Source organism: Pseudoalteromonas sp. BSi20311 (genome assembly GCF_000239875.1).
In the GTDB taxonomy this organism is placed as follows: domain Bacteria; phylum Pseudomonadota; class Gammaproteobacteria; order Enterobacterales; family Alteromonadaceae; genus Pseudoalteromonas.
This window is the reverse complement of sequence record NZ_BADU01000063.1, coordinates 81,961-101,495: the sequence shown is the minus strand read 5'-3', so window position 1 is coordinate 101,495 and position 19,535 is coordinate 81,961. Positions and strand designations below refer to the sequence as shown.

The following is a 19,535-nucleotide window of genomic DNA, read 5'->3' as shown; positions in this document are numbered from 1 at the left end:
GGGCTATCAAGCCAAGTAGTAAGCGATATTAACCTTGATAGCATGAAGCTGTTTGTGGCTTTATTTGTGATTTATTTATTGTGGGGAACAATACCTGAATTTAATAAAGACTCACGATTAGGGCGCTTACTAGCAGGCGTAATAACCGCATTTATCTCGACTTTTGTCGGAGCAAGTGGGCCTTTGGTAGCGAGTTATTTACATATTAATCATTACGATAAGCTTAAATTTACCGCGACTTTTTCAAGTATTATGACCTTGCAGCATAGTTTAAAAGCCGTTGTTTATGCGGGGCTTGGCTTTAGCTTTTGGCAATGGTTGCCGTTAACACTGGCGATGATTTTAAGCGGAGCCATTGGCACATGGTTAGGGATTAAGTTACTTAAGCGGTTATCGGTGGCGCGTTTTAGGGTTATTTTTAAAGTGATTTTAACCCTGCTTGCCATACAGCTTGCATGGCAAGGGATGAATGTAATGCTTATTTAATAGCGGCTTTTATTGGTTTGTCGCCATCAAATACTTCAAATATGCAGCGATTGCTGCCTTGCTCTGTGGCAATGGTAAATAGAACATGGGCTACGTTTTCACGGCTAATGATTGCTTTATCGCGCTCTTTGGGGCGTTCGGTAGAAATAAGTTTTGAGGCATTCTCATTAGTGAGTGAGCCTGGGCGTACTATGGTGTAATTGAGTCCACTATTAATTAAATGCCTATCTGCCATATGCTTAGCTACTAAATAGGGTTTTAAGTCGCTTTGGATTGCATCCGGATCGTCTGCACCAATAGAACTCACCATAGTAAAGTGCTTGGCTGCATGCTCTTTTGCGTAATTAATAGCTTTAGTTGCAGCCCATAAATCAATAAGTAAGGTTTTATCTGCACCGGTATTACCGCCTGAACCTGCGGCAAAAATGATATGGTCACAACTGCGCAGCGCATCGCTAAAATCATTTTCTAAATCTTGCTCTACGATAGTTAAATAGTCGCTATTTAAGTCATCTAATTTGCTTTTGTCACGCACTAAAGCCACTACAGGATGTTGGTGTTCAAGCAATAGTTTGGTGGTTAGTTTACCAATTTGCCCACTGGCACCAATTACTAATGTTTTACTCATCACATACTCCTTATTTTATAAGACAAAACAGCCGACTTAAACTTTATCCACTGTACTAAAGAGCTGGGGGTAATAATTTGTTTTTAAAGTATAGGTTTGTTTTTTAGTGTGAGCAGTGTGATCTGCCTTTTAAATTTTATTACGAATAAGGTCACGAACAATAAAACGGCCTGGGTGAATTGCTTGGCTTACACGCTCGCTTAGTGGGCGAGGTTCATTGTTTAAACTACTAATTAAGTGTTCGGCAGATAGCGGTGCACTGCACAATGCTCGCGCGCCAAAGCCGGTAAACATATGTAGGCCCTGTTGTGGTTTTTCTAACGGCTGATATTGATAGCGCTTGCCCAAGCGTAAATTAGCAAATGCATGTGTATAATCAGTTTGCTCCACCCATTCACCGGCCATAGGTAAGTGGTCAATAAAACTACAGCGAACAGCGGTTTTAGCTGAGCTAATATCGCCTAGGCTGGTGGCAAATTCAGTGTTGTTATAAAAACTCAGTAATTGCTCGCGGTTAGTGTGGTTATCTTGCTCGGTCACTTCACGGCTTTTACTGTTTTTTTCAAAGGTGGCACCCATACAATGGTGATCTAAATAGGCGGGAGTAAAATAGCCTTTGTGACACAACACGGTATTAAGTTTACGTGATTGCTCGCTTGCTTGAACATGTGACACTTGGCCGCGAACGCCAACAATGGGAAGTGTTTTGGTTTGCGTAAATGCATCACTGTGCTCACCAGTACAAATAATCACATCGCTAAAGGGGCCAAATGTTTGCTTTTGCGTGGTTAAGTACCAACCATCGGGTTGTTTATTAAATTGCTCAATATGACAGTTAAATAGGCTTTCAAACGAATTTAATTGTTGTGCGGCATCTAACATTGCACAGACTAGCTGCGGGGGATTAACCCAGCCGCCTTGTTCAAAAAATACCCCTGAGTAACCTGTTTTAACCCCTGCGATAGCATCGCCCTCATCAGCAGTTACATTTCGCATAAGCTGCTCTGGCCACAGTTGTTTATCTGCGAGGTTTTGATGGCGATCTGCCAATGGCTGTTTTACTGCATGTTGCAGCACACCACACCACTGGTGATCAAACAAAAAGCCATTGTTGAGTAATTGATTGTAAAGTCGCTTTGCGTATAAAAAACTGTGGGCAAATAATTCACTGTGTGGCGAATTTTTTGCCTGTAAGTGCGGATACACAGCCCCTTGTACATTATGCGATGCCCCCATTGCGGGTTTTTCATCTTGGCAAAATAAGTGGCTTTTTATGCCACGCTTTGCGAGGCTATAAAGGATACAACTGCTTGCTATACCACCGCCAATAACAGCCACACTTGAAAGCGCTGAGGGGTGATGCTCAAAATAAGCGGGGGCTGATTGTTTTGGGTTGGCTTGAGCGAGTGTGCCAATTAGCATTTCACGTTTTCGGCCAAAACCTTTGGCTTTTTGCATGCTAAAGCCTGCCTCGTTTAGTCCTCTGCGCACAAAGCCCGCAGCGGTAAACGTGGCTAATGTGGCATTGCTTCTAGAAATATCGACCATGGCATTAAATACACTTTGCTGCCACATGTCGGGGTTTTTACTTGGCGCAAAGCCATCTAAAAACCACGCATCAACCAGCCCACTTTGTGGGTAGCTCATGCTATTAATACATTCCAGTACGTCGCCAAAGTAGAGGTCGAGGACTACACGGCCATTGGCAAACTCTAACCGATGGCAGCCATTTAAGTTAATCGGATAGTGAGCAACGAGCTGCTTGCTTAAATGGCTTAAGCTAGGCCAAGCTTGCAAGGCTTGTTTTAAATCATTTACGCTAAGTGGATATTTTTCAAAAGAAATAAAATGTAATCGCTGCACTTTATTTGGCTGTTCATTTTGAACTTGTGAGTACTGTAGGTGGTCAGAAAACTGCAGCCATGCATTTAAGAAGTTAAGCCCAGTACCAAAACCGGTTTCGGCAATAACAAAGTGTTCACGGTCATGATTTTGTAACCGTGTATCTATACTGTTTTGTTGATAAAACACATAATGCGATTCGGCAAGACCATCGTCATTAGAAAAATAAACATCGTCAAAGTCATTGGCAACCGGAGTGCCTAAGTCGTTAAAGTGTATATGGGCGTTTTTTATCATGACCAATTCAATTTATAGATAATTTTTTAATTATTTTACGTGTTTTCTTTGAAATAGTCTGGCGTTATTTATAAGCTGTAGCTTCAGAGTACAAGTGTACGCTAGAAAGCTGACCACTTAGATGATTAAATTCGCGTAAAATAGAACACAATTAAGTATTAAGCTAAGGGAATTACCCATGAGAAGAGCCGTAATAACAGGCATCGGTGTTGTATCAAGCATCGGCAATAATAAACAAGAAGTATTAGAGTCACTTAGAGCTGGTAAAAGTGGTATTGCTTTTAATCAAGAATTTGCTGATTACAAATTGCGTAGCAATGTATCAGGTAAAATTGATATTGATGTTAAAGAGCATGTTGATCGTAAAGCAATGCGCTTTATGGGTGATGCGGCGGCTTACTCTTATATTTCAATGGCGCAAGCGATTGAAGATGCGGGTCTTAGCGACGAGCAAGTATCAAACGAGCGTACTGGTTTATTAGTTGGCTCTGGCGGTGGTTCATCAAAATGGCAAGTAGAAGCGGCTGATATTCTTCGTGAAAAAGGCGTTAAACGCGTTGGTCCTTACATGGTGCCACGTACTATGGCAAGCACCACTTCTGCATGTTTAGCAACACCGTTTAAAATTAAAGGTGTTAACTACTCTATTAGTTCTGCGTGTGCAACTTCTGCGCATTGTATTGGCCACGCGGTAGAACAAATTCAATTAGGCAAACAAGACGTTATTTTTGCAGGCGGCGGTGAAGAACTTCACTGGACGTTAGCAATGGAATTTGACGCTATGGGCGCGCTTTCGACTAAATACAACGACACACCTGAAAAAGCATCGCGCACCTACGATGCAAACCGCGATGGTTTTGTAATTTCAGCTGGTGGCGGTATTGTGGTTGTTGAAGAACTTGAACATGCACTTGCTCGTGGCGCGCACATTTACGCTGAAATTACCGGTTACGGCGCAACCTCAGATGGCTACGACATGGTAGCACCATCGGGTGAGGGCGCGGTACGTTGTATGCGTCAAGCTATGCAAAACGTTGACAGCATTGATTACTTAAATACCCATGGTACATCAACACCAGTAGGTGATGTTAAAGAGCTAGGGGCTATTCAAGAAGTGTTTGGTGGTAACTCGCCAATGATCAGTGCCACTAAAGCAATGACAGGCCATGCACTGGGTGCGGCAGGTGTACACGAAGCTATCTTTTCATTATTAATGCTTGAGCATGGCTTTGTTGCGCCATCTATCAATATTGATGAGTTAGATGAACAAGCGTCAGGCTTGAATATTGTGACTGAAGCAAAAGACGTTGAACTAAACACGGTTATGTCTAATAGCTTTGGTTTTGGCGGTACTAATGCCACGCTAGTAATGAGCAAATACAAAGGTTAAGTTAATCGTTAACTATTTTAAAGCCGAGCAAAATGCTCGGCTTTTTCGTTTGTGCTAATAGGGGGTTGTTCGTTACAATAGCGCCTCATTTCGCCAAACGGACTCACAATGAAAATTCTTGCCGATCAAAATATGCCTTTAGTTGAGCAATTCTTTAAAGATATGGGTAAGGTTGAACGATTTGATGGCAGGCAATTAACCCCTGAACAACTTATCGATGTTGATGTACTGCTTACCCGCTCAGTTACTCAAGTTAACAGTGAACTATTAGCACAGGCGAATAAACTAAGCTTTGTAGGTACCGCCACAATTGGTGTTGATCATATTGATACTGATTTGCTCAGTGCTAACAATATCGGCTTTACCAGTGCGCCTGGCTGTAATGCCATTGCCGTAGCTGAGTATGTAATAAGTAGCTTATTTGCATTAAGCCAAGAAAATGCCAGCCCGTTAAGTGGTAAAACAATCGGTATTGTGGGTGTAGGTAATATTGGCAGTTGTTTAGCGCAAAAGTTAAAAGCACTGAACGTTAATTTACTATTGTGCGATCCAATTAAGCATGAGCAAGGGCTATTAACCGAGCATGTTGAGCTTGATGAGCTATTAGCGCAGTCAGATATTGTTACTTTTCATGTGCCGTTGGTTAAAACGGGTAAACATAAAACCCTACACATGCTTGATAAAACACGCTTAACTAAACTTAAATCTGGGTTGACGTTAATAAACGCTAGCCGAGGCGATGTGATTGATAACCAAGCCTTACTCGAAGTGATGGAAGCAGGAGCAGAGCTCGATTTAGTGTTGGATGTTTGGGAAAATGAACCTAATATTTTAACTGAATTACTTGAGCACGTGCGCTATGCAAGTGTTCACATTGCAGGGCATACCCTTGAGGGTAAAGCGCGAGGTACGCAAATGTTGTACCAGCGCTTATGTGAGCTCAAAGGGGTGGAGGCCAATAAGTCACTTAGCGACTTTTTACCGCCAGCAGCCATTGGGTGCGTTACCTTAGCGTCAAGTTTTACTGAGGCAGACATCGCTCGCTTAGTACACTTAACTTATGATGTTCGTCGCGATGATGGCATTTTACTGCGCCACCTAGCCGATGAGGGCTTTGACAGCTTACGAAAAAACTACTCAACCCGCCGTGAGTTTAGCACTGTGATGGTTGAAGGTGATAGCACCGAGCTTGCTGCACTCGCCCAGCTTGGCTTTACCACAGTAAACTAATTTAATTAGCGCGGTTGTTTTAACCGTGCTTACAGAGGATGAAATATGTCGCAAAAATATAACGTTGCCGTACTCGGCGCTACCGGCCTTGTTGGTCGTCAAATCATTGAAACTTTGGAAGATCGTAAATTTCCGGTCGATCAGCTGTTTTTATTAGCAAGCAGCCGCAGTGCCGGCGAAGATATAAAGTTTCGTGGTGAGAGCATAGAAGTACGCGATGTTGAAGGCTTTGACTTTAGCCAAGCGCATATCGGCTTATTTTCTGCTGGTGGCAGTGTGTCTGAAAAGTACGCCCCGATTGCTGCAGACGCAGGCTGTATTGTTATTGATAATACCTCACACTTTAGAAATGACTTTGAAGTGCCGCTAATTGTGCCAGAAGTGAATGCAGCGAGTTTAGCCGATTTTAGAAACCGTAATATAATCGCTAATCCTAATTGTTCAACTATTCAAATGATGCTTGCGCTTAAACCTATTTATGATGCCTACGGTATTGATCGTATTAACGTTTCAACCTACCAAGCAGTGTCGGGTGCAGGTAAAGAAGCGGTTGATGAGCTGGCAAAACAAACAGCCAACTTAATGAATGCACGGCCAATGGAAAACGACATTTTTCCTAAGCAAATTGCGTTTAATGTTATTCCGCAAATCGATAGCTTTGAAGACAATGGCTATACACGCGAAGAAATGAAAATGGTAAACGAAACGCATAAAATTTTAGGCGACACCAGCATTGCGGTAAACCCGACTTGTGTTCGTGTACCGGTGTTCTTTGGTCATTCTGAGTCAATTAATATAGAAACGCGTATGCCTTATGACTTTGAGCATGTGAAGCAATTATTGAACGATGCACCGGGTGTTGAGCTAATTGATGATGCGGGTGATTACCCAACGGCTGTCTCAGATGCCAGTGGTAACGACACTGTTTACATTGGCCGTTTACGTGCCGATATTTCACACCCACATGGATTAAATATGTGGGTAGTAAGTGATAACACCCGTAAAGGGGCTGCAACCAACAGTGTGCAAATAGCAGAAGAGCTAATCGCTAATTACATGTAATTAGCCTGAAGACAGTGATAATCCAATAAACGGCAAACCTAAGTGGTTTGCCGTTTTTTTGTGCTTTAATTGCCATTTTTTTGCCACTTATAAACAACAGCTGTGTAAACACTTTGATAAACAACATAAAATTATTTTTATCTAGATGTTTAAGGTATTTATTTTCAATGCGTTGCGATGGATATTATGGCTTAACTGGTTTATAGTTTGTAACTGGAATAGAGCTTGCAATAAAAATAGATTGTAATAAAAATGTGCGTTAGCTACTTGGCTAACAACGGCAAGAATAATCAATGTTTAAGCGCCAATTTAAAGCGCTGCGTTAACATTTAAACATTAAAGGATCAGCATGCGCGGTTTCGTTTCACTTATTATATTAGCGTCTGCACTGATGGTAACGACTGTTTACTCTCAAGACAGTACCCAGTTAAGAGGGCCTAAAGGCGCAGATTATGGCGCACAGGGGCGTTCTATTGGGCCAATAAAACCAACCGATACACTTTGGCGCATTGCCGTTAAGGTTCGTCCTGATAATTCAGTAAGCATTTATCAAGTTATGCAGGCCTTGTATAACAAAAACCCTAATTCATTCTTAGAACAAAACTTAAACCATATGCAAAGTGGTTCTTATTTAAAGATACCGACTTTGGCAGAAATTAGACGAGTAAACCCGCAATTAGCTAAGCAGCGCTCTGAGCAAGATGATGACCTGTGGGAAAAAAAGAAAAACGGTACGCTCACCCAAGCAGAAATTAATTCAGCACAAACAAAAGTAACGCAAGCACGCAAAGCAGATGTTGATGAAGCCAAAAAAGAATTACAACAAGAATTAAAAGCGATTAAGACTGACCAAAGCAATAAATTGGTTGAGCTTCAGCAGCAGTTTAAAAGCTCTGTGAGTAACGTAGAAGAAATTTTAGTTGAAAACAACAATCTTAAAAAACAGCTAACAGGTATTTCAAGCGAATTAGAAAACGTTCGTTTACAACTAGGCCAAGACAGTGAAATTCAACAACAGTTAAAAGAATTAATCCTTAAACAAAATGAGATTATTGCACAGCAAAAATTAAAGGACGCACAGCAAGAGAGTGAATTTAGTTTTGCAGCGTTATTGTCAAACCCTTTGGTGCTCATTTTATTAATGACTATTCCAGCTTTATTGATTATTTTTGCCGTTGTTATGTGGCTGCGTAAGCGTAGTAATGATCAAGAGCCTGAAAGTAATGATGATGAGTTTATTCCACAAGCCCCTGCTTTTACTGATCCTATAGATGAAGTGCCAGAGCCCTCACTCGATGAAGCACCAGCTCCCGATCCGCTTGATGATTTAAGTGTGCAGTTAGACGATAACATGGATGACGTGTTACTCGATGATGATGTGGAATTTAACGATGATCTCGATGATGACAGTTTACTAGATCAAGATGAGTTAGAAAGCCTACTCAATAATGATGTTGTTTTTGAAGACGAAAACACCGAGGACGATGAGCTTGATGTTTTCATGCAACAAGACTTTGATAGCTCCGATGGTGATGATACAGGCGATGCTATCAACCTTGATGAGTCAGATGACATTTTAAGTTCGGATGACTTAGATAGCCTGTTTGATGAAGAAGATGACGATGCACTGCCTGATGAACCTAAAGGTGAATCGAATGATGATATGGCAGCACTCAGTGAAGAGCTAGCCGAAGAGGGTGAAGACTTTGACATTGACGACTTGCTTGATGAGAACAATGAGCAAACAGCTGATGTATCAGCACAAGCCGATGATGACGAGTTTGATATAGACAGTTTACTCGATGCTGAGCAACCAGCTACTGAAGATCAGAGCGAAGAGCCAGATATCGACAGCTTAGTTGATGAAGATGACGAATTTGATATAGACGATTTACTCGACGCTGAACAACCAGCGGCTGAAGCTCAAAGCGAAGAGCCTGATATTGACAGCCTTAGTTGAAGAGGACGATGAATTTGATATAGACGATTTACTCGACGCTGAGCAACCAGCGGCTGAAGCTCAAAGCGAAGAGCCTGATATCGATAGCCTAGTTGAAGAAGACGACGAATTTGATATAGACGATTTACTCGACGCTGAGCAACCAGCGGCTGAAGCTCAAAGCGAAGAGCCTGATATTGACAGCTTAGTTGAAGAAGACGACGAGTTTGATATTGATGATTTACTTGATGCAGAGCAACCTGAAAGTGATGTTCATGACTCTGAAATAGATCATGCATTGGCAGACTCAATAGAAGATTTAACTGACGCGCAAGAAGAATTAAATAGTGAAGATATAGAATCTATCGCTTCATCTTTTGCTGAGCCAGAGCTTGAAGCTGAGTCAGAAGTTGCAGCCGAGCCAGAAGTTGCAGTCGAGCCAGAAGTTGCAGCTGAGCCAGAAGTTGAAGCAGAGCCGGAAGTTGCAGCTGAGCCAGAAATTGAAGCTGAGCCAGAAATTGAAGCTGAGCCAGAAGTTGCAGCTGAGCCAGAAGTTGCAGCTGAGCCAGAAGTTGAAGCTGAGCCAGAAGTTGCAGCTGAGCCAGAAGTTGCAGCCGAGCCAGAAGTTGCAGCTGAGCCAGAAGTTGAAGCTGAGCCAGAAGTTGCAGCAGAACCTGAAATTGAAGCTGAGCCAGAAGTTGAAGCAGAGCCAGAGCTTGAAGCCGAGCCAGAAGTTGCAGCTGAGCCAGAAATTGAAGTTGAGTCAGAAATTGAAGCTGAGTCTGACGTTAAAGTTGATCAAGACGCAGTAGATGGCTTAGAAGGTGATTTTTCAGATAGCTCATCGACATTACTCGACCCAGAAGATGCGCTTGATGAGTACAACGATGAAAACCTTGAAAGCGTAGATGATCTACTGAGCGAGTTAGAACAAACAAGTGATGATTATGTCGAAGCGCCTGATTGGTCGATTGATGGATTAGATGAGCAATCAGAACCAGAACTTGAAGTAGAACCAGAGCTTGAAGCTGAGCCAGAACTTGAAGTAGAACCAGAGCTTGAAGCAGAGCCAGAACTTGAAGTAGAACCAGAGCTTGAAGCAGAGCCAGAACTTGAAGTAGAACCAGAGCTTGAAGCAGAGCCAGAGCTTGAAGCAGAGCCAGAGCTTGAAGCAGAGCCAGAGCTTGAAGTAGAACCAGAGCTTGAAGTAGAGCTTGAAGTTGAACCAGAACTTGAAGTTGAACCAGAACTTGAAGAAGAGCCAGAACTTGAAGAAGAGCCGGAGCTTGAAGAAGAGCCGGAACTTGAAGCAGAGCTAGAGCTTGAAGCAGAGCTAGAGCTTGAAGCAGAGCCAGAGCTTGATGTTGGATCAGAAGATGATTTTACCGATACGTCTTCTACTTTACTCGACCCAGAAGATGCGCTTGACGAATACAACGATGAAAACTTCAAAAGTGTCGATGATCTTTTAAGTGAGCTTGAGCAAGCAAGCGATGAAGATGAACACGTACCTGACTGGTCAATTGATGACTTAAACGATGAGCTTGATGAAGAGGAAATTGATTTAGGCGATGATCCGCTTGCTGGCGATATCCAAAGCAATGATTTATCAACAGATGACGATGAGCTTTATGAGCCTGAAATAGTCACCCCAAGTGAAGAACTTGAGGAGTACCCTGAGTTAGAACTTGATGATGAACTGCCTTTATCTGATGAAGAGCAACAATCACTAACTCCAGAAGAGCTACAAGGTGATAATTTAGACGGCGATGCCACAGGTATGTCACCTAGTCAGGCTGAGCAAGATCTCGCTAATGCATTATCAGCAGGCAATGACCTCGATAGCTTAGAAGATGATTTTGATGATGAGCTGTTACTTGATAATGAGTTTTCAGAGTCAAACTTAGAGCAAGCTCTAGATAATGAAGTTTCAGAGCCTGAAGAGCTGACTGAACAAGCTGCAGATGAGCAAGCTGTTAGCACTAATGATGATTTTGATGATGATCAACTTGATGAATTCGCAGAGTCAGCTGAATTTACCGATCAGCAAACTAACGCTGATCGTGAAGCGGATTTAACCCAAACGTTAGCACCATTAGAATCAGAAGTGATTTCAGATGATGAACTAGATGATGAGTTCATGGCTGATTTAACGCAAACAGATTTTGATGCATTACTGAATGAGCTGGCAGAGCCAGATGATGTTGATTTAAGCGACAGCAGTGAGTTTGATGTTGATTTTAATAGTTTACTCAACGAAGACTTAGCTGATGATAAAACACCATCGTCGCCAGCACCCATTGAGCAACCTGAAGTTACTGAAGCTTTAGAACAAGATGACTTTGTAGATATCGATGCCTTGTTAGAGCAAAGCGATGAAGCGGATATAGATCACGAACCTTACACCGACGTTGATATGGATGTTGGCTTAGGTGACTACGATTCATTACTCGCTGGTGATAACCCTATGGATGTAGATACCCAAAGCGGTGGTTACTCAGCCAAGCTTGATCTTGCCCATGCGTATATTGAGATTGATGATGCTGACTCGGCAGTTAAAATTTTAGATGAGATTATTAATAATGGCCCAGACGATGTGCAAGAAGAAGCACAAAATCTAAAAGCTAAGCTGAAAAACTAACAATAGCTAATCCTGAAAAGGATATCTGAGCTGTAAAACCCGTTATTGGTTAACACTAATAACGGGTTTTTTGTATCGCATAGTTAGGAACCTTAGTTCGCTGCTTTTATTGGAACGCCATATAGCATAAAATGCAGCGTCGATTAGCACAGTAGGTAAAGCAGCAATTATGCGAGTAGCACTTGGAGTAGAATACAACGGCGCGCGTTACAGTGGTTGGCAGCGTCAATCTCATGTAAATAGCGTACAACAAGAAGTAGAAAAAGCGTTGTCGCGCATTTGTAATCATCCGGTTGAAATTGTATGTGCAGGGCGCACCGATGCCGGTGTTCATGGCACTGGTCAAGTTGTGCATTTTGATACCCATGCTGAGCGTGAAATGGTGGCCTTTACATTAGGCATGAATACCTTATTACCAAAAGACATTGCTATTCGTTTTGCCCAGCCTGTGGTTGAAGACTTTCATGCTCGCTTTAGTGCAACTGCTCGTCGTTATCGTTATGTGATTTATAATTATGCGTTTCGTGGTGCGGTATTAAATGAAGGTGTTACCCATTTTCATCATCCTTTAGATGAAGTGAAAATGCAGCAGGCTTGCCAATATTTATTAGGTGAGCACGATTTCACCTCGTTTAGAGCGCTTCACTGCCAAGCTAATACGGCAACGCGAACGATTCATCATTTATCGGTACAGCGCCAAGGTGCTTATGTCATTATTGATATTAAAGCCAATGCGTTTTTGCATCATATGGTACGTAATATTACCGGGTGTTTAATGGATATCGGTTTACATAAACATGAACCAATTTGGTTAAAAGAGTTGCTAGATGTTAAAGAGCGTGCCAAAGCGAGCGCCACAGCAAAAGCGGCGGGTTTATATTTAGTAGATGTTGATTACCCAGAACATTTTAACATTCCTAGAACGCCGTTGGGGCCATTGTTTTTAGCCGATACCGATATTTAAAAGGTAATCAGGTGGTTATTTTTATACGCTATTATTCGTAGGGCTAACTACTAAGACCAGTTTTTTATACCGTGATAGCGTAATTCATGTTTTAATTGGAAAAATCTGTTTGCATGGTTAACATGTAGACTCGCGACACAGAACAGCATTAAGAGAGTTGCAAATGAGTTGGCTAGAAAAAATCTTACCAAAAACGACTAAATCTTCAGGTCGTAAAGAAATTCCAGAAGGTGTATGGGCTAAATGTACGTCATGTGATTCAATTTTATATAAAGCAGAATTAGAAAAATCACTAAATGTATGCCCTAAGTGCGACCATCATATGCGTGTTAGTGGTCGTAAGCGTCTTGAACAATTTTTAGATGACGGTGACCGTCATGAATTAGGCGCTCAACACGAACCCAAAGATGTGCTTAAATTTAGAGACTCTAAAAAATACTCAGATCGTATTAATGCAGCTCAAAAGTCAAGCGGTGAAAAAGACGCACTGGTTGCAATGAAAGGAAACCTAAAAGGTATTCCGGTTGCTGCAGTTGCATTTGAATTCTCATTTATGGGTGGCTCAATGGCATCGGTTGTAGGTGCTCGCTTTGTTGACGCAGTTGACCAGTGTTTAGAGCATAATATGCCGCTGATTTGTTTTTCTGCATCGGGCGGCGCGCGTATGCAAGAGGCGCTAATGTCACTTATGCAAATGGCTAAAACCAGTGCTGCACTTGCTAAAATGACCGAAAAAGGCCTACCGTTCATCTCTGTAATGACTGATCCAACAATGGGTGGTGTATCAGCATCATTGGCAATGCTTGGTGATATTAATGTTGCAGAGCCTAAAGCTTTAATTGGTTTTGCCGGTCCGCGTGTTATTGAACAAACCGTGCGTGAAACACTACCAGAGGGTTTCCAACGCAGTGAGTTTTTATTAGAGCACGGCGCAATCGACATGATAATTGACCGTCGAGAAATGCGCGATACGCTAGCACGTATCCTAGCAAAATTTATGAACTTGCCTTCTACGGAACAAGAGCATAGAGTAGCGTAAATTTCAGCTTTACTGATTACATGCTATGACAAAAACAATTCCTAGCCAATCATCAAGCCTTGATGATTGGCTTTGTTATTTAGAGAGTGTTCACCCAGCTAATATAGAAATGGGCTTAGAACGCGTTGCTCGTGTTGCTAACAACATAGGGCTTTTAACTTCCTCAAGTAAAATCATTCTTATTGCAGGCACCAATGGCAAAGGAACAACAGCTCGTTGTTTAGAGTCATTATTATTAGCCCAAGGTTATTGTGTTGGCACGTATGCTTCACCTCATTTAGTTCGCTACAACGAACGTGTACGCGTTAATGGCGCAGAGCTTGACAATCAATACCATGTCGATGCGTTTAATTTGCTAGAGCAAGGGCGTGGTGACACACCATTAACCTATTTCGAATATGGCACCTTAGGCGCGTTGGCAATATTTAAACGCTTAGAAGTTGACTACGTGTTGTTAGAGGTGGGTTTGGGCGGGCGTTTTGACGCGACCAATATTGTTACCCCATTTGCTAGTGTGATCACCACCATCGATTTAGATCATAAAGAATACTTAGGTGATACCCGTGAGCTGGTGGCTTATGACAAGGCGGGAATTTTTAGAGAGAGTACCCCGGCAATTATTGGGGATTTAAATATCCCGCATACAATGACCGATTATGGCAAAGAAATTAACGCTAATATGGTGCTATCGGGCAGCGACTTTATTTTTAAAGATTATGCGCAGAGTTTTAGTTGGCAATTTAAAGAACATAAACTCGAGTTACCTAAACCGGCCATCCCATGTCAAAATGTGGCTACCGCATTAACGACCTTATCGGTGTTAAATTTATTACCAACAGATGAAGTAATAACTCAGTGTATAGCCAACTTAGTGGTAGAAGGGCGCTTTCAACAATTAAGTGAGTCGCCATTAGTGTATACCGATGTGGCACATAACCCTGAATCTGCACGCTATTTAGCAACTAAGTTAGCAAGCTATAAAGATAAAGGCTTTAAAATTCATGCATTAGCCGCTATGCTTGCTGATAAAGATAAAGTCGGTGTGCTTAAAGAAGTGGCTGATGTAGTAGATGAATGGTCGTTGGCGAGTTTAGGTGGCCCGCGTGGCGATAGTGCCACTAACCTACAACAGGCGCTTTCAAGCATACCCAATAGTTACTTTAAACAGGGTTATAGCAACGTAGAGGTAGCATTGGATGCTATTTTGCCAAACCAGCCAAGTAATACACTATTAATTGTGTTTGGCTCATTTTTTACCGTGGCTGGCGCTATTCATTACTTTAAAAAATAGAGAGGATGTCGGTGAACTCAGGTTTTATTAATCGCTTAGTCGGAACAAGTATTGTGGTGATCGCAGCAATTGTGTTTATTCCCAATATACTCGATGGTGAAAAAGTGCACTATAAAGAAGGCTTTAAAGCGATTCCAGAACGCTCTGAGTTCAAGACCATTGATTTACAAGAATCAATTGATCAGCAAGTGGCAAATGCAGAACCATTAAAAGAGGATGAAATTGAAGATATTCAGCCTGATGATGCTGCATTTGAGCAACAAAACAGCTCTGCTGAAACTGACGTTACTGCACAGCCAGCAATGGTTGAAGCGGTCATAGCCGATACAAAGCAAGGCACAGTCACTACCGAGCAAAATAACGCTACGCGTAATACCAATGAAAACTTAACAAGTATGGCGTATGTCATTCAGCTTGGTAGTTTTTCTCATGCGGCAAATGTAAAAGCGTTGCAAGCAAAGCTAAAAACGAAAGGTTTTAAAAGCTTTACTAGGCCAATTAAAACGCCAAATGGTACGTTAACTAAAGTATTTGTAGGGCCGTCATTAAGTAAAAATGAGCTGCAGTCCCAACTTCCCGCGCTGAAAGAACTAACTAAACTAAACGGTAAAGTTACTCAATTTGAAGTGGCAAAATAACTGAGTTGCTAATAGGTGGGTGTGCTCATAACTTAATATTGCACATTTACCTAACTTATACTCCATAAGTTAAGACTAGATCTCCACCTACTTTTAGCTGTATATTTCACACTATTTTTTATCTAAAAACTGCATGTTTTTACTCACCTGCAATCTCACGCTTAAACTTGCATCACTGGGAGGTTTAGGTATAGAATGCGCCCAAAATTAGCGACTAATTGGTTCTTATGATCTGGGTTGATTACGCCATTATTGGCATTATTGCACTCTCTACCATCATCGGTTTAATACGCGGCTTTGTTAAAGAAGCTATGTCATTAGCGGTATGGGCAGGGGCTTTCATCATCTCCAGCTTATTTTATCAATATTTAGCTTCCTTCCTAACATCCATTTCTGAACCCCTTTTAAGAAATGCAGCGGCCATTGCCATATTATTCTTTGCGACGCTATTGTTAGGCGGTTTACTAAACTATATTTTAGGTGAGCTTGTACAGCGAACCGGATTATCCGGCACAGACCGTGTTTTTGGTGTGGTGTTTGGTGCTCTTCGAGGCGTGTTGGTCGTGAGCGCGTTACTCTTCTTTCTTGATGCTTTTACTGGTGCGCCAAATACGCATTGGTGGGGCAACTCTATTTTGATTCCAGAATTTGGCTTTGTAGTTGAATGGTTCTTTTCGTACCTAGAAAACAACTCGAGCTTTTTAAATTCAGTAAACCGTTAATCGGCGAGGATAAATTACATGTGTGGTATCGTTGGAATAGTCGGAACATCGCCAGTTAATCAGGCGATTTATGATGGCTTAACCGTTTTGCAACACCGTGGCCAAGATGCTGCGGGTATCATAACTATTGAGAACAATACATTTAGCTTGCGCAAAGCAAATGGCCTAGTGAAAGATGTATTTCACACTCGTCATATGAAACGTTTGCAAGGCAATATTGGCATAGGCCATGTGCGCTACCCAACAGCGGGTTCTTCAAGTTCGTCAGAGGCTCAGCCGTTTTATGTAAACTCTCCATTTGGTATCGCGCTTGCGCATAATGGGAACTTAACCAATGCCGAGTCGTTAAAAGAGCAGTTATTTTCAGAGGCACGTCGCCATGTTAATACAACCTCTGATTCTGAAATTTTACTTAACATCATGGCGCATGAGCTAAGTAAATCAGACAAACTAAAATTAGACCCTGAAGACATTTTCACCGCGGTTACTGAAGTTAACAATAAAGTAAGTGGCGGTTATGCCACTATCGCCATGATTATCGGCCATGGTATTGTCGCGTTTCGCGATCCAAACGGTATTCGTCCATTGGTGTTTGGTAAGCGTGAATCAGTAAACGGTACTGAATACATGTTTGCCTCAGAAAGCGTGGCGTTAAAGCCTGACGGTTTTGAGTTTGTTCGTGACGTCGCCCCAGGCGAAGCTATTTATGTCACTGAAAACGGAGAGTTTCATTCTCTAAACTGTGCAGATAAAGTGGCTTACTCACCGTGTATTTTTGAGTTTGTTTATTTTGCGCGTCCGGACTCAACTATCGACCGTATGTCAGTTTATGCGGCACGTGTAAATATGGGTACTAAGCTGGGTGAAAAAGTAGCACGTGAATGGGCAGACAAAGACATTGATGTGGTTATTCCTATTCCTGAAACCTCGTGTGATATTGCCTTAGAAATGGCACGTGTACTTGACTTACCGTATCGCCAAGGCTTTGTTAAAAACCGCTACATTGGGCGTACGTTTATTATGCCTGGCCAAGAGCTACGTAAAAAGTCAGTACGTCAAAAACTTAATGCGATTGACCGTGAGTTTAAAGGTAAAAATGTACTACTTGTTGATGACTCAATTGTACGTGGTACCACCTCAGCACAAATAGTAGAAATGGCCCGCGAGTCTGGCGCTAAAAATGTTTACTTTGCATCAGCAGCACCTGAAATACGTTTTCCTAATGTGTACGGTATTGATATGCCATCGGCTGCTGAGTTAATTGCACACGGCCGTGAAGTAGAAGATATTAACCAAAGCATTAGCGCTGATGGTTTAATCTTCCAATCGTTAAACGATTTAATCGCCGCAGTTGGCCAAGAAAATCCTGAGATCACAAAGTTTGAAACCTCAGTGTTTGACGGACAGTACATTACTGGCGACATTGATCAAGATTACTTAAACCGTATAGATAAGCTACGTAACGATTCTGCTAAAAGCACCCGTGAAAACGCAATGTCATCTGGTTTAGAAATACATAATCAAGATGAAAACGAATCTGATTAATAAAGTAATGTCAGCCTGATAGCACTATCAAGGCCAATAAAAAAGGAGCTGTTAAGCTCCTTTTTTGCGTCTATGATAAAGGAATATTTAAGTAAACATGGGGCTGATAATGCCGTTGGTCCATAGCATAGCGGTAAGCGCTAATATAATAACCAGTAAAATTAATCCACAGGTAACGACAGAGCTTGCATAAATAAAGCCGCGCTCCTGCGGAATGTGCATCAAAATTGGCACGCCGGTATACAGTAAATAAACTGAGTAGGCGAGTGCCACTAACCCAACACACACCACAAACCACAGCTCAGGCCAAAAAGCAGCTAATGCTGACATAAATACCGGTGTAGCGGTATAAGCTGCCAGCTCAATAGTTTGGGTAAAGGTCGGTTTAGCACCAAAGGTAACCGCCATCCAATGGGCTAAATAGGCCAGCGCAAATACACCGCCAATTAAAGCAACATACATGGCTGCACCAATCATCAGTGCGCTTTCATGGGTTAAAAAAACTGGGTTACCTGTGCCTATACTCCAGCCTAAGTAAACCGATGAGTAGTATCCCATTGCAGAGGGAAATAAAGCGATAAGTAAAATATGCGATAAGCTATAGGTTAAGCTTTCGTGACGGTTATCAATTGTTTGCCATTCTTCGAGTGGGTGGGCGTATAAGCCCCATAGGTGATTTAGTATCATTGCGTGCTCTCCATAAAAGGATAAATTACTGTTTGGTTATAATTGGTTTGTTTTTATACAGTCCTTTTAGTTATGGTTCAGTAAGTATACAAAGTCAAGTTAACCATGAGCTTGTAATAAGGGTGTGTGTTTATTTTATTCAGCGTAATATTTCATGTTAAAATGCCGCATCGCAATTTTAGCAATGAGAAGTCAGCGTGCCACATAGCCAACTTTTAGAACCCATTAATAACTTTTTATTATGCAGCACCCCCGATGAGTGGGTTGAGCAAGCAATCAAAAAAGCAAACTTACCCATCATATTAATTGATCACTTAATTTGTGAGCTAAAAGCAGCGCAAAGTGCGATGTTTTTAATTCGTAAGTATGCAGTAGATAAAGACAGCAGTGATGCACTGCTTGAGTGGCTAAAACCATTTGAAACGCTTATTTATAAACGTGAAGGGAATTGGCGCGATTTAGCGGCTAAAAATAAACTGACAAAGTCTATTATTCCTAAATCTAACTCACCTTATGGCCAAGACTTAATTGATAAAATGGTGATGTTAATAAAAGAAGAGTTGCATCATTTTTATCAAGTGTTGGAAATTATGGATGAATACGGTGTTGAATATAAAAGTATAACCCCATGTCGTTACGCCAAAGGTATGCTGCGTAATGTTAAAACGTTTGAACCCAACGCCTTAGTTGATAAACTTATTGTAGGTGCTTACATAGAGGCACGCTCGTGTGAGCGTTTTGCTGCGCTTGCCCCGCATGTAGATAAACGCTTAGGTGACTTTTATATTTCATTGTTACGCTCAGAGGCTCGCCACTATCAAGACTACTTAACCCTTGCTCAAGACATTGCTGATTTTGATATTACCGAGCGAGTAAAAGAATTTGCTGAAATAGAAGCGCAACTAATTACATCAGACGATGAAGACTTTAAATTTCACAGTGGCGTGCCCGTTACTGTTTGCCAATAACCCGTTTTTTCACCTGAAGCTGCTACGGTCAAGTAATTAGCTGTAGCAGTTACCTTCTAATTAAACGTTGTGTTTAAATTAGACACATCCAATACCCTCTTCTAATATTGAAATAACTACTAATTTATTTAAGAATTTTACCTATGGCTTTGAAATCATTTTAATA

Annotated in this window: 16 protein-coding genes; 13 read left to right on the top strand and 3 right to left on the bottom strand. The window is 41.6% G+C overall.

The genetic code is table 11. The annotated features are described in order from the left end of the window. Positions 1-486: sulfite exporter TauE/SafE family protein (locus tag P20311_RS06955; RefSeq protein ID WP_036984944.1), on the top strand; the 486-nt coding region annotated here is incomplete at its 5' end. Here P20311_RS06955 and P20311_RS06950 read toward each other — a convergent pair. Both P20311_RS06950 and mnmC read right to left on the bottom strand, forming a co-directional pair. Next, positions 479-1,114, bottom strand: a complete 636-nt coding sequence (locus tag P20311_RS06950; RefSeq protein ID WP_008111082.1) for an SDR family oxidoreductase — start codon at positions 1,112-1,114, stop codon at positions 479-481. The genes P20311_RS06955 and P20311_RS06950 overlap by 8 nt on opposite strands. A gap of 129 nt (positions 1,115-1,243) precedes the next feature. Continuing rightward, positions 1,244-3,253, bottom strand: a complete 2,010-nt coding sequence (gene mnmC / locus P20311_RS06945) for a bifunctional tRNA (5-methylaminomethyl-2-thiouridine)(34)-methyltransferase MnmD/FAD-dependent 5-carboxymethylaminomethyl-2-thiouridine(34) oxidoreductase MnmC (protein WP_008111081.1) — start codon at positions 3,251-3,253, stop codon at positions 1,244-1,246. Between the two features lie 178 nt (positions 3,254-3,431). On the opposite strand from mnmC, the gene fabB reads away from it, so the two are divergent. The 11 genes from fabB (at position 3,432) to purF (ending at position 17,714) form a co-directional block, all read left to right on the top strand. After that, the gene (fabB, locus tag P20311_RS06940) at positions 3,432-4,643 is read left to right on the top strand and encodes a beta-ketoacyl-ACP synthase I (protein WP_008111080.1); all 1,212 of its coding nucleotides are present in this window, start codon (positions 3,432-3,434) and stop codon (positions 4,641-4,643) included. A gap of 108 nt (positions 4,644-4,751) precedes the next feature. Further along, positions 4,752-5,873: a 4-phosphoerythronate dehydrogenase gene (locus P20311_RS06935; RefSeq protein WP_008111079.1), complete on the top strand. Its 1,122-nt coding sequence runs from the start codon at positions 4,752-4,754 to the stop codon at positions 5,871-5,873. Positions 5,874-5,918: 45 nt separating this feature from the next. Beyond that, positions 5,919-6,935 carry an aspartate-semialdehyde dehydrogenase gene (locus P20311_RS06930; protein ID WP_008111077.1) on the top strand — a complete coding sequence of 339 codons (1,017 nt, stop codon included), beginning with the start codon at positions 5,919-5,921 and terminating at the stop codon, positions 6,933-6,935. Positions 6,936-7,284: 349 nt separating this feature from the next. Next, positions 7,285-8,895, top strand: coding sequence for a FimV/HubP family polar landmark protein (locus tag P20311_RS19285; protein WP_008111074.1), 1,611 nt, complete (start codon positions 7,285-7,287; stop codon positions 8,893-8,895). Next, the gene (locus P20311_RS19280; RefSeq protein ID WP_008111072.1) at positions 8,879-11,515 is read left to right on the top strand and encodes a FimV/HubP family polar landmark protein; all 2,637 of its coding nucleotides are present in this window, start codon (positions 8,879-8,881) and stop codon (positions 11,513-11,515) included. Before P20311_RS19285 ends, P20311_RS19280 begins: the two co-directional genes overlap by 17 nt. 169 nt (positions 11,516-11,684) lie before the next feature. Then, positions 11,685-12,479, top strand: a complete 795-nt coding sequence (gene truA / locus P20311_RS06920; RefSeq protein WP_008111070.1) for a tRNA pseudouridine(38-40) synthase TruA — start codon at positions 11,685-11,687, stop codon at positions 12,477-12,479. A 163-nt stretch (positions 12,480-12,642) separates the two neighbouring features. Next, a complete protein-coding gene (gene accD / locus P20311_RS06915) occupies positions 12,643-13,518 on the top strand; it encodes an acetyl-CoA carboxylase, carboxyltransferase subunit beta (RefSeq protein WP_008111068.1) in 876 nt (291 codons plus the stop codon). Between the two features lie 25 nt (positions 13,519-13,543). Further along, positions 13,544-14,809 (top strand): bifunctional tetrahydrofolate synthase/dihydrofolate synthase, encoded by a 1,266-nt coding sequence (folC, locus tag P20311_RS06910; RefSeq protein ID WP_008111066.1) that lies wholly within the window; start codon positions 13,544-13,546, stop codon positions 14,807-14,809. An 11-nt stretch (positions 14,810-14,820) separates the two neighbouring features. After that, a complete protein-coding gene (locus P20311_RS06905) occupies positions 14,821-15,447 on the top strand; it encodes an SPOR domain-containing protein (RefSeq protein WP_008111065.1) in 627 nt (208 codons plus the stop codon). Positions 15,448-15,674: 227 nt separating this feature from the next. After that, the gene (locus P20311_RS06900) at positions 15,675-16,169 is read left to right on the top strand and encodes a CvpA family protein (RefSeq protein ID WP_008111063.1); all 495 of its coding nucleotides are present in this window, start codon (positions 15,675-15,677) and stop codon (positions 16,167-16,169) included. Positions 16,170-16,187: 18 nt separating this feature from the next. Beyond that, entirely contained in the window at positions 16,188-17,714 is a 1,527-nt protein-coding gene (gene purF, locus P20311_RS06895) for an amidophosphoribosyltransferase (protein WP_008111061.1), read from the top strand. An 87-nt stretch (positions 17,715-17,801) separates the two neighbouring features. Here purF and P20311_RS06890 read toward each other — a convergent pair whose 3' ends face one another. Next, entirely contained in the window at positions 17,802-18,401 is a 600-nt protein-coding gene (locus P20311_RS06890) for a Yip1 family protein (RefSeq protein ID WP_008111059.1), read from the bottom strand. A 197-nt stretch (positions 18,402-18,598) separates the two neighbouring features. On the opposite strand from P20311_RS06890, the gene miaE reads away from it, so the two are divergent. After that, positions 18,599-19,369: a tRNA isopentenyl-2-thiomethyl-A-37 hydroxylase MiaE gene (gene miaE / locus P20311_RS06885; RefSeq protein ID WP_008111058.1), complete on the top strand. Its 771-nt coding sequence runs from the start codon at positions 18,599-18,601 to the stop codon at positions 19,367-19,369. Positions 19,370-19,535: the final 166 nt, after the last annotated feature.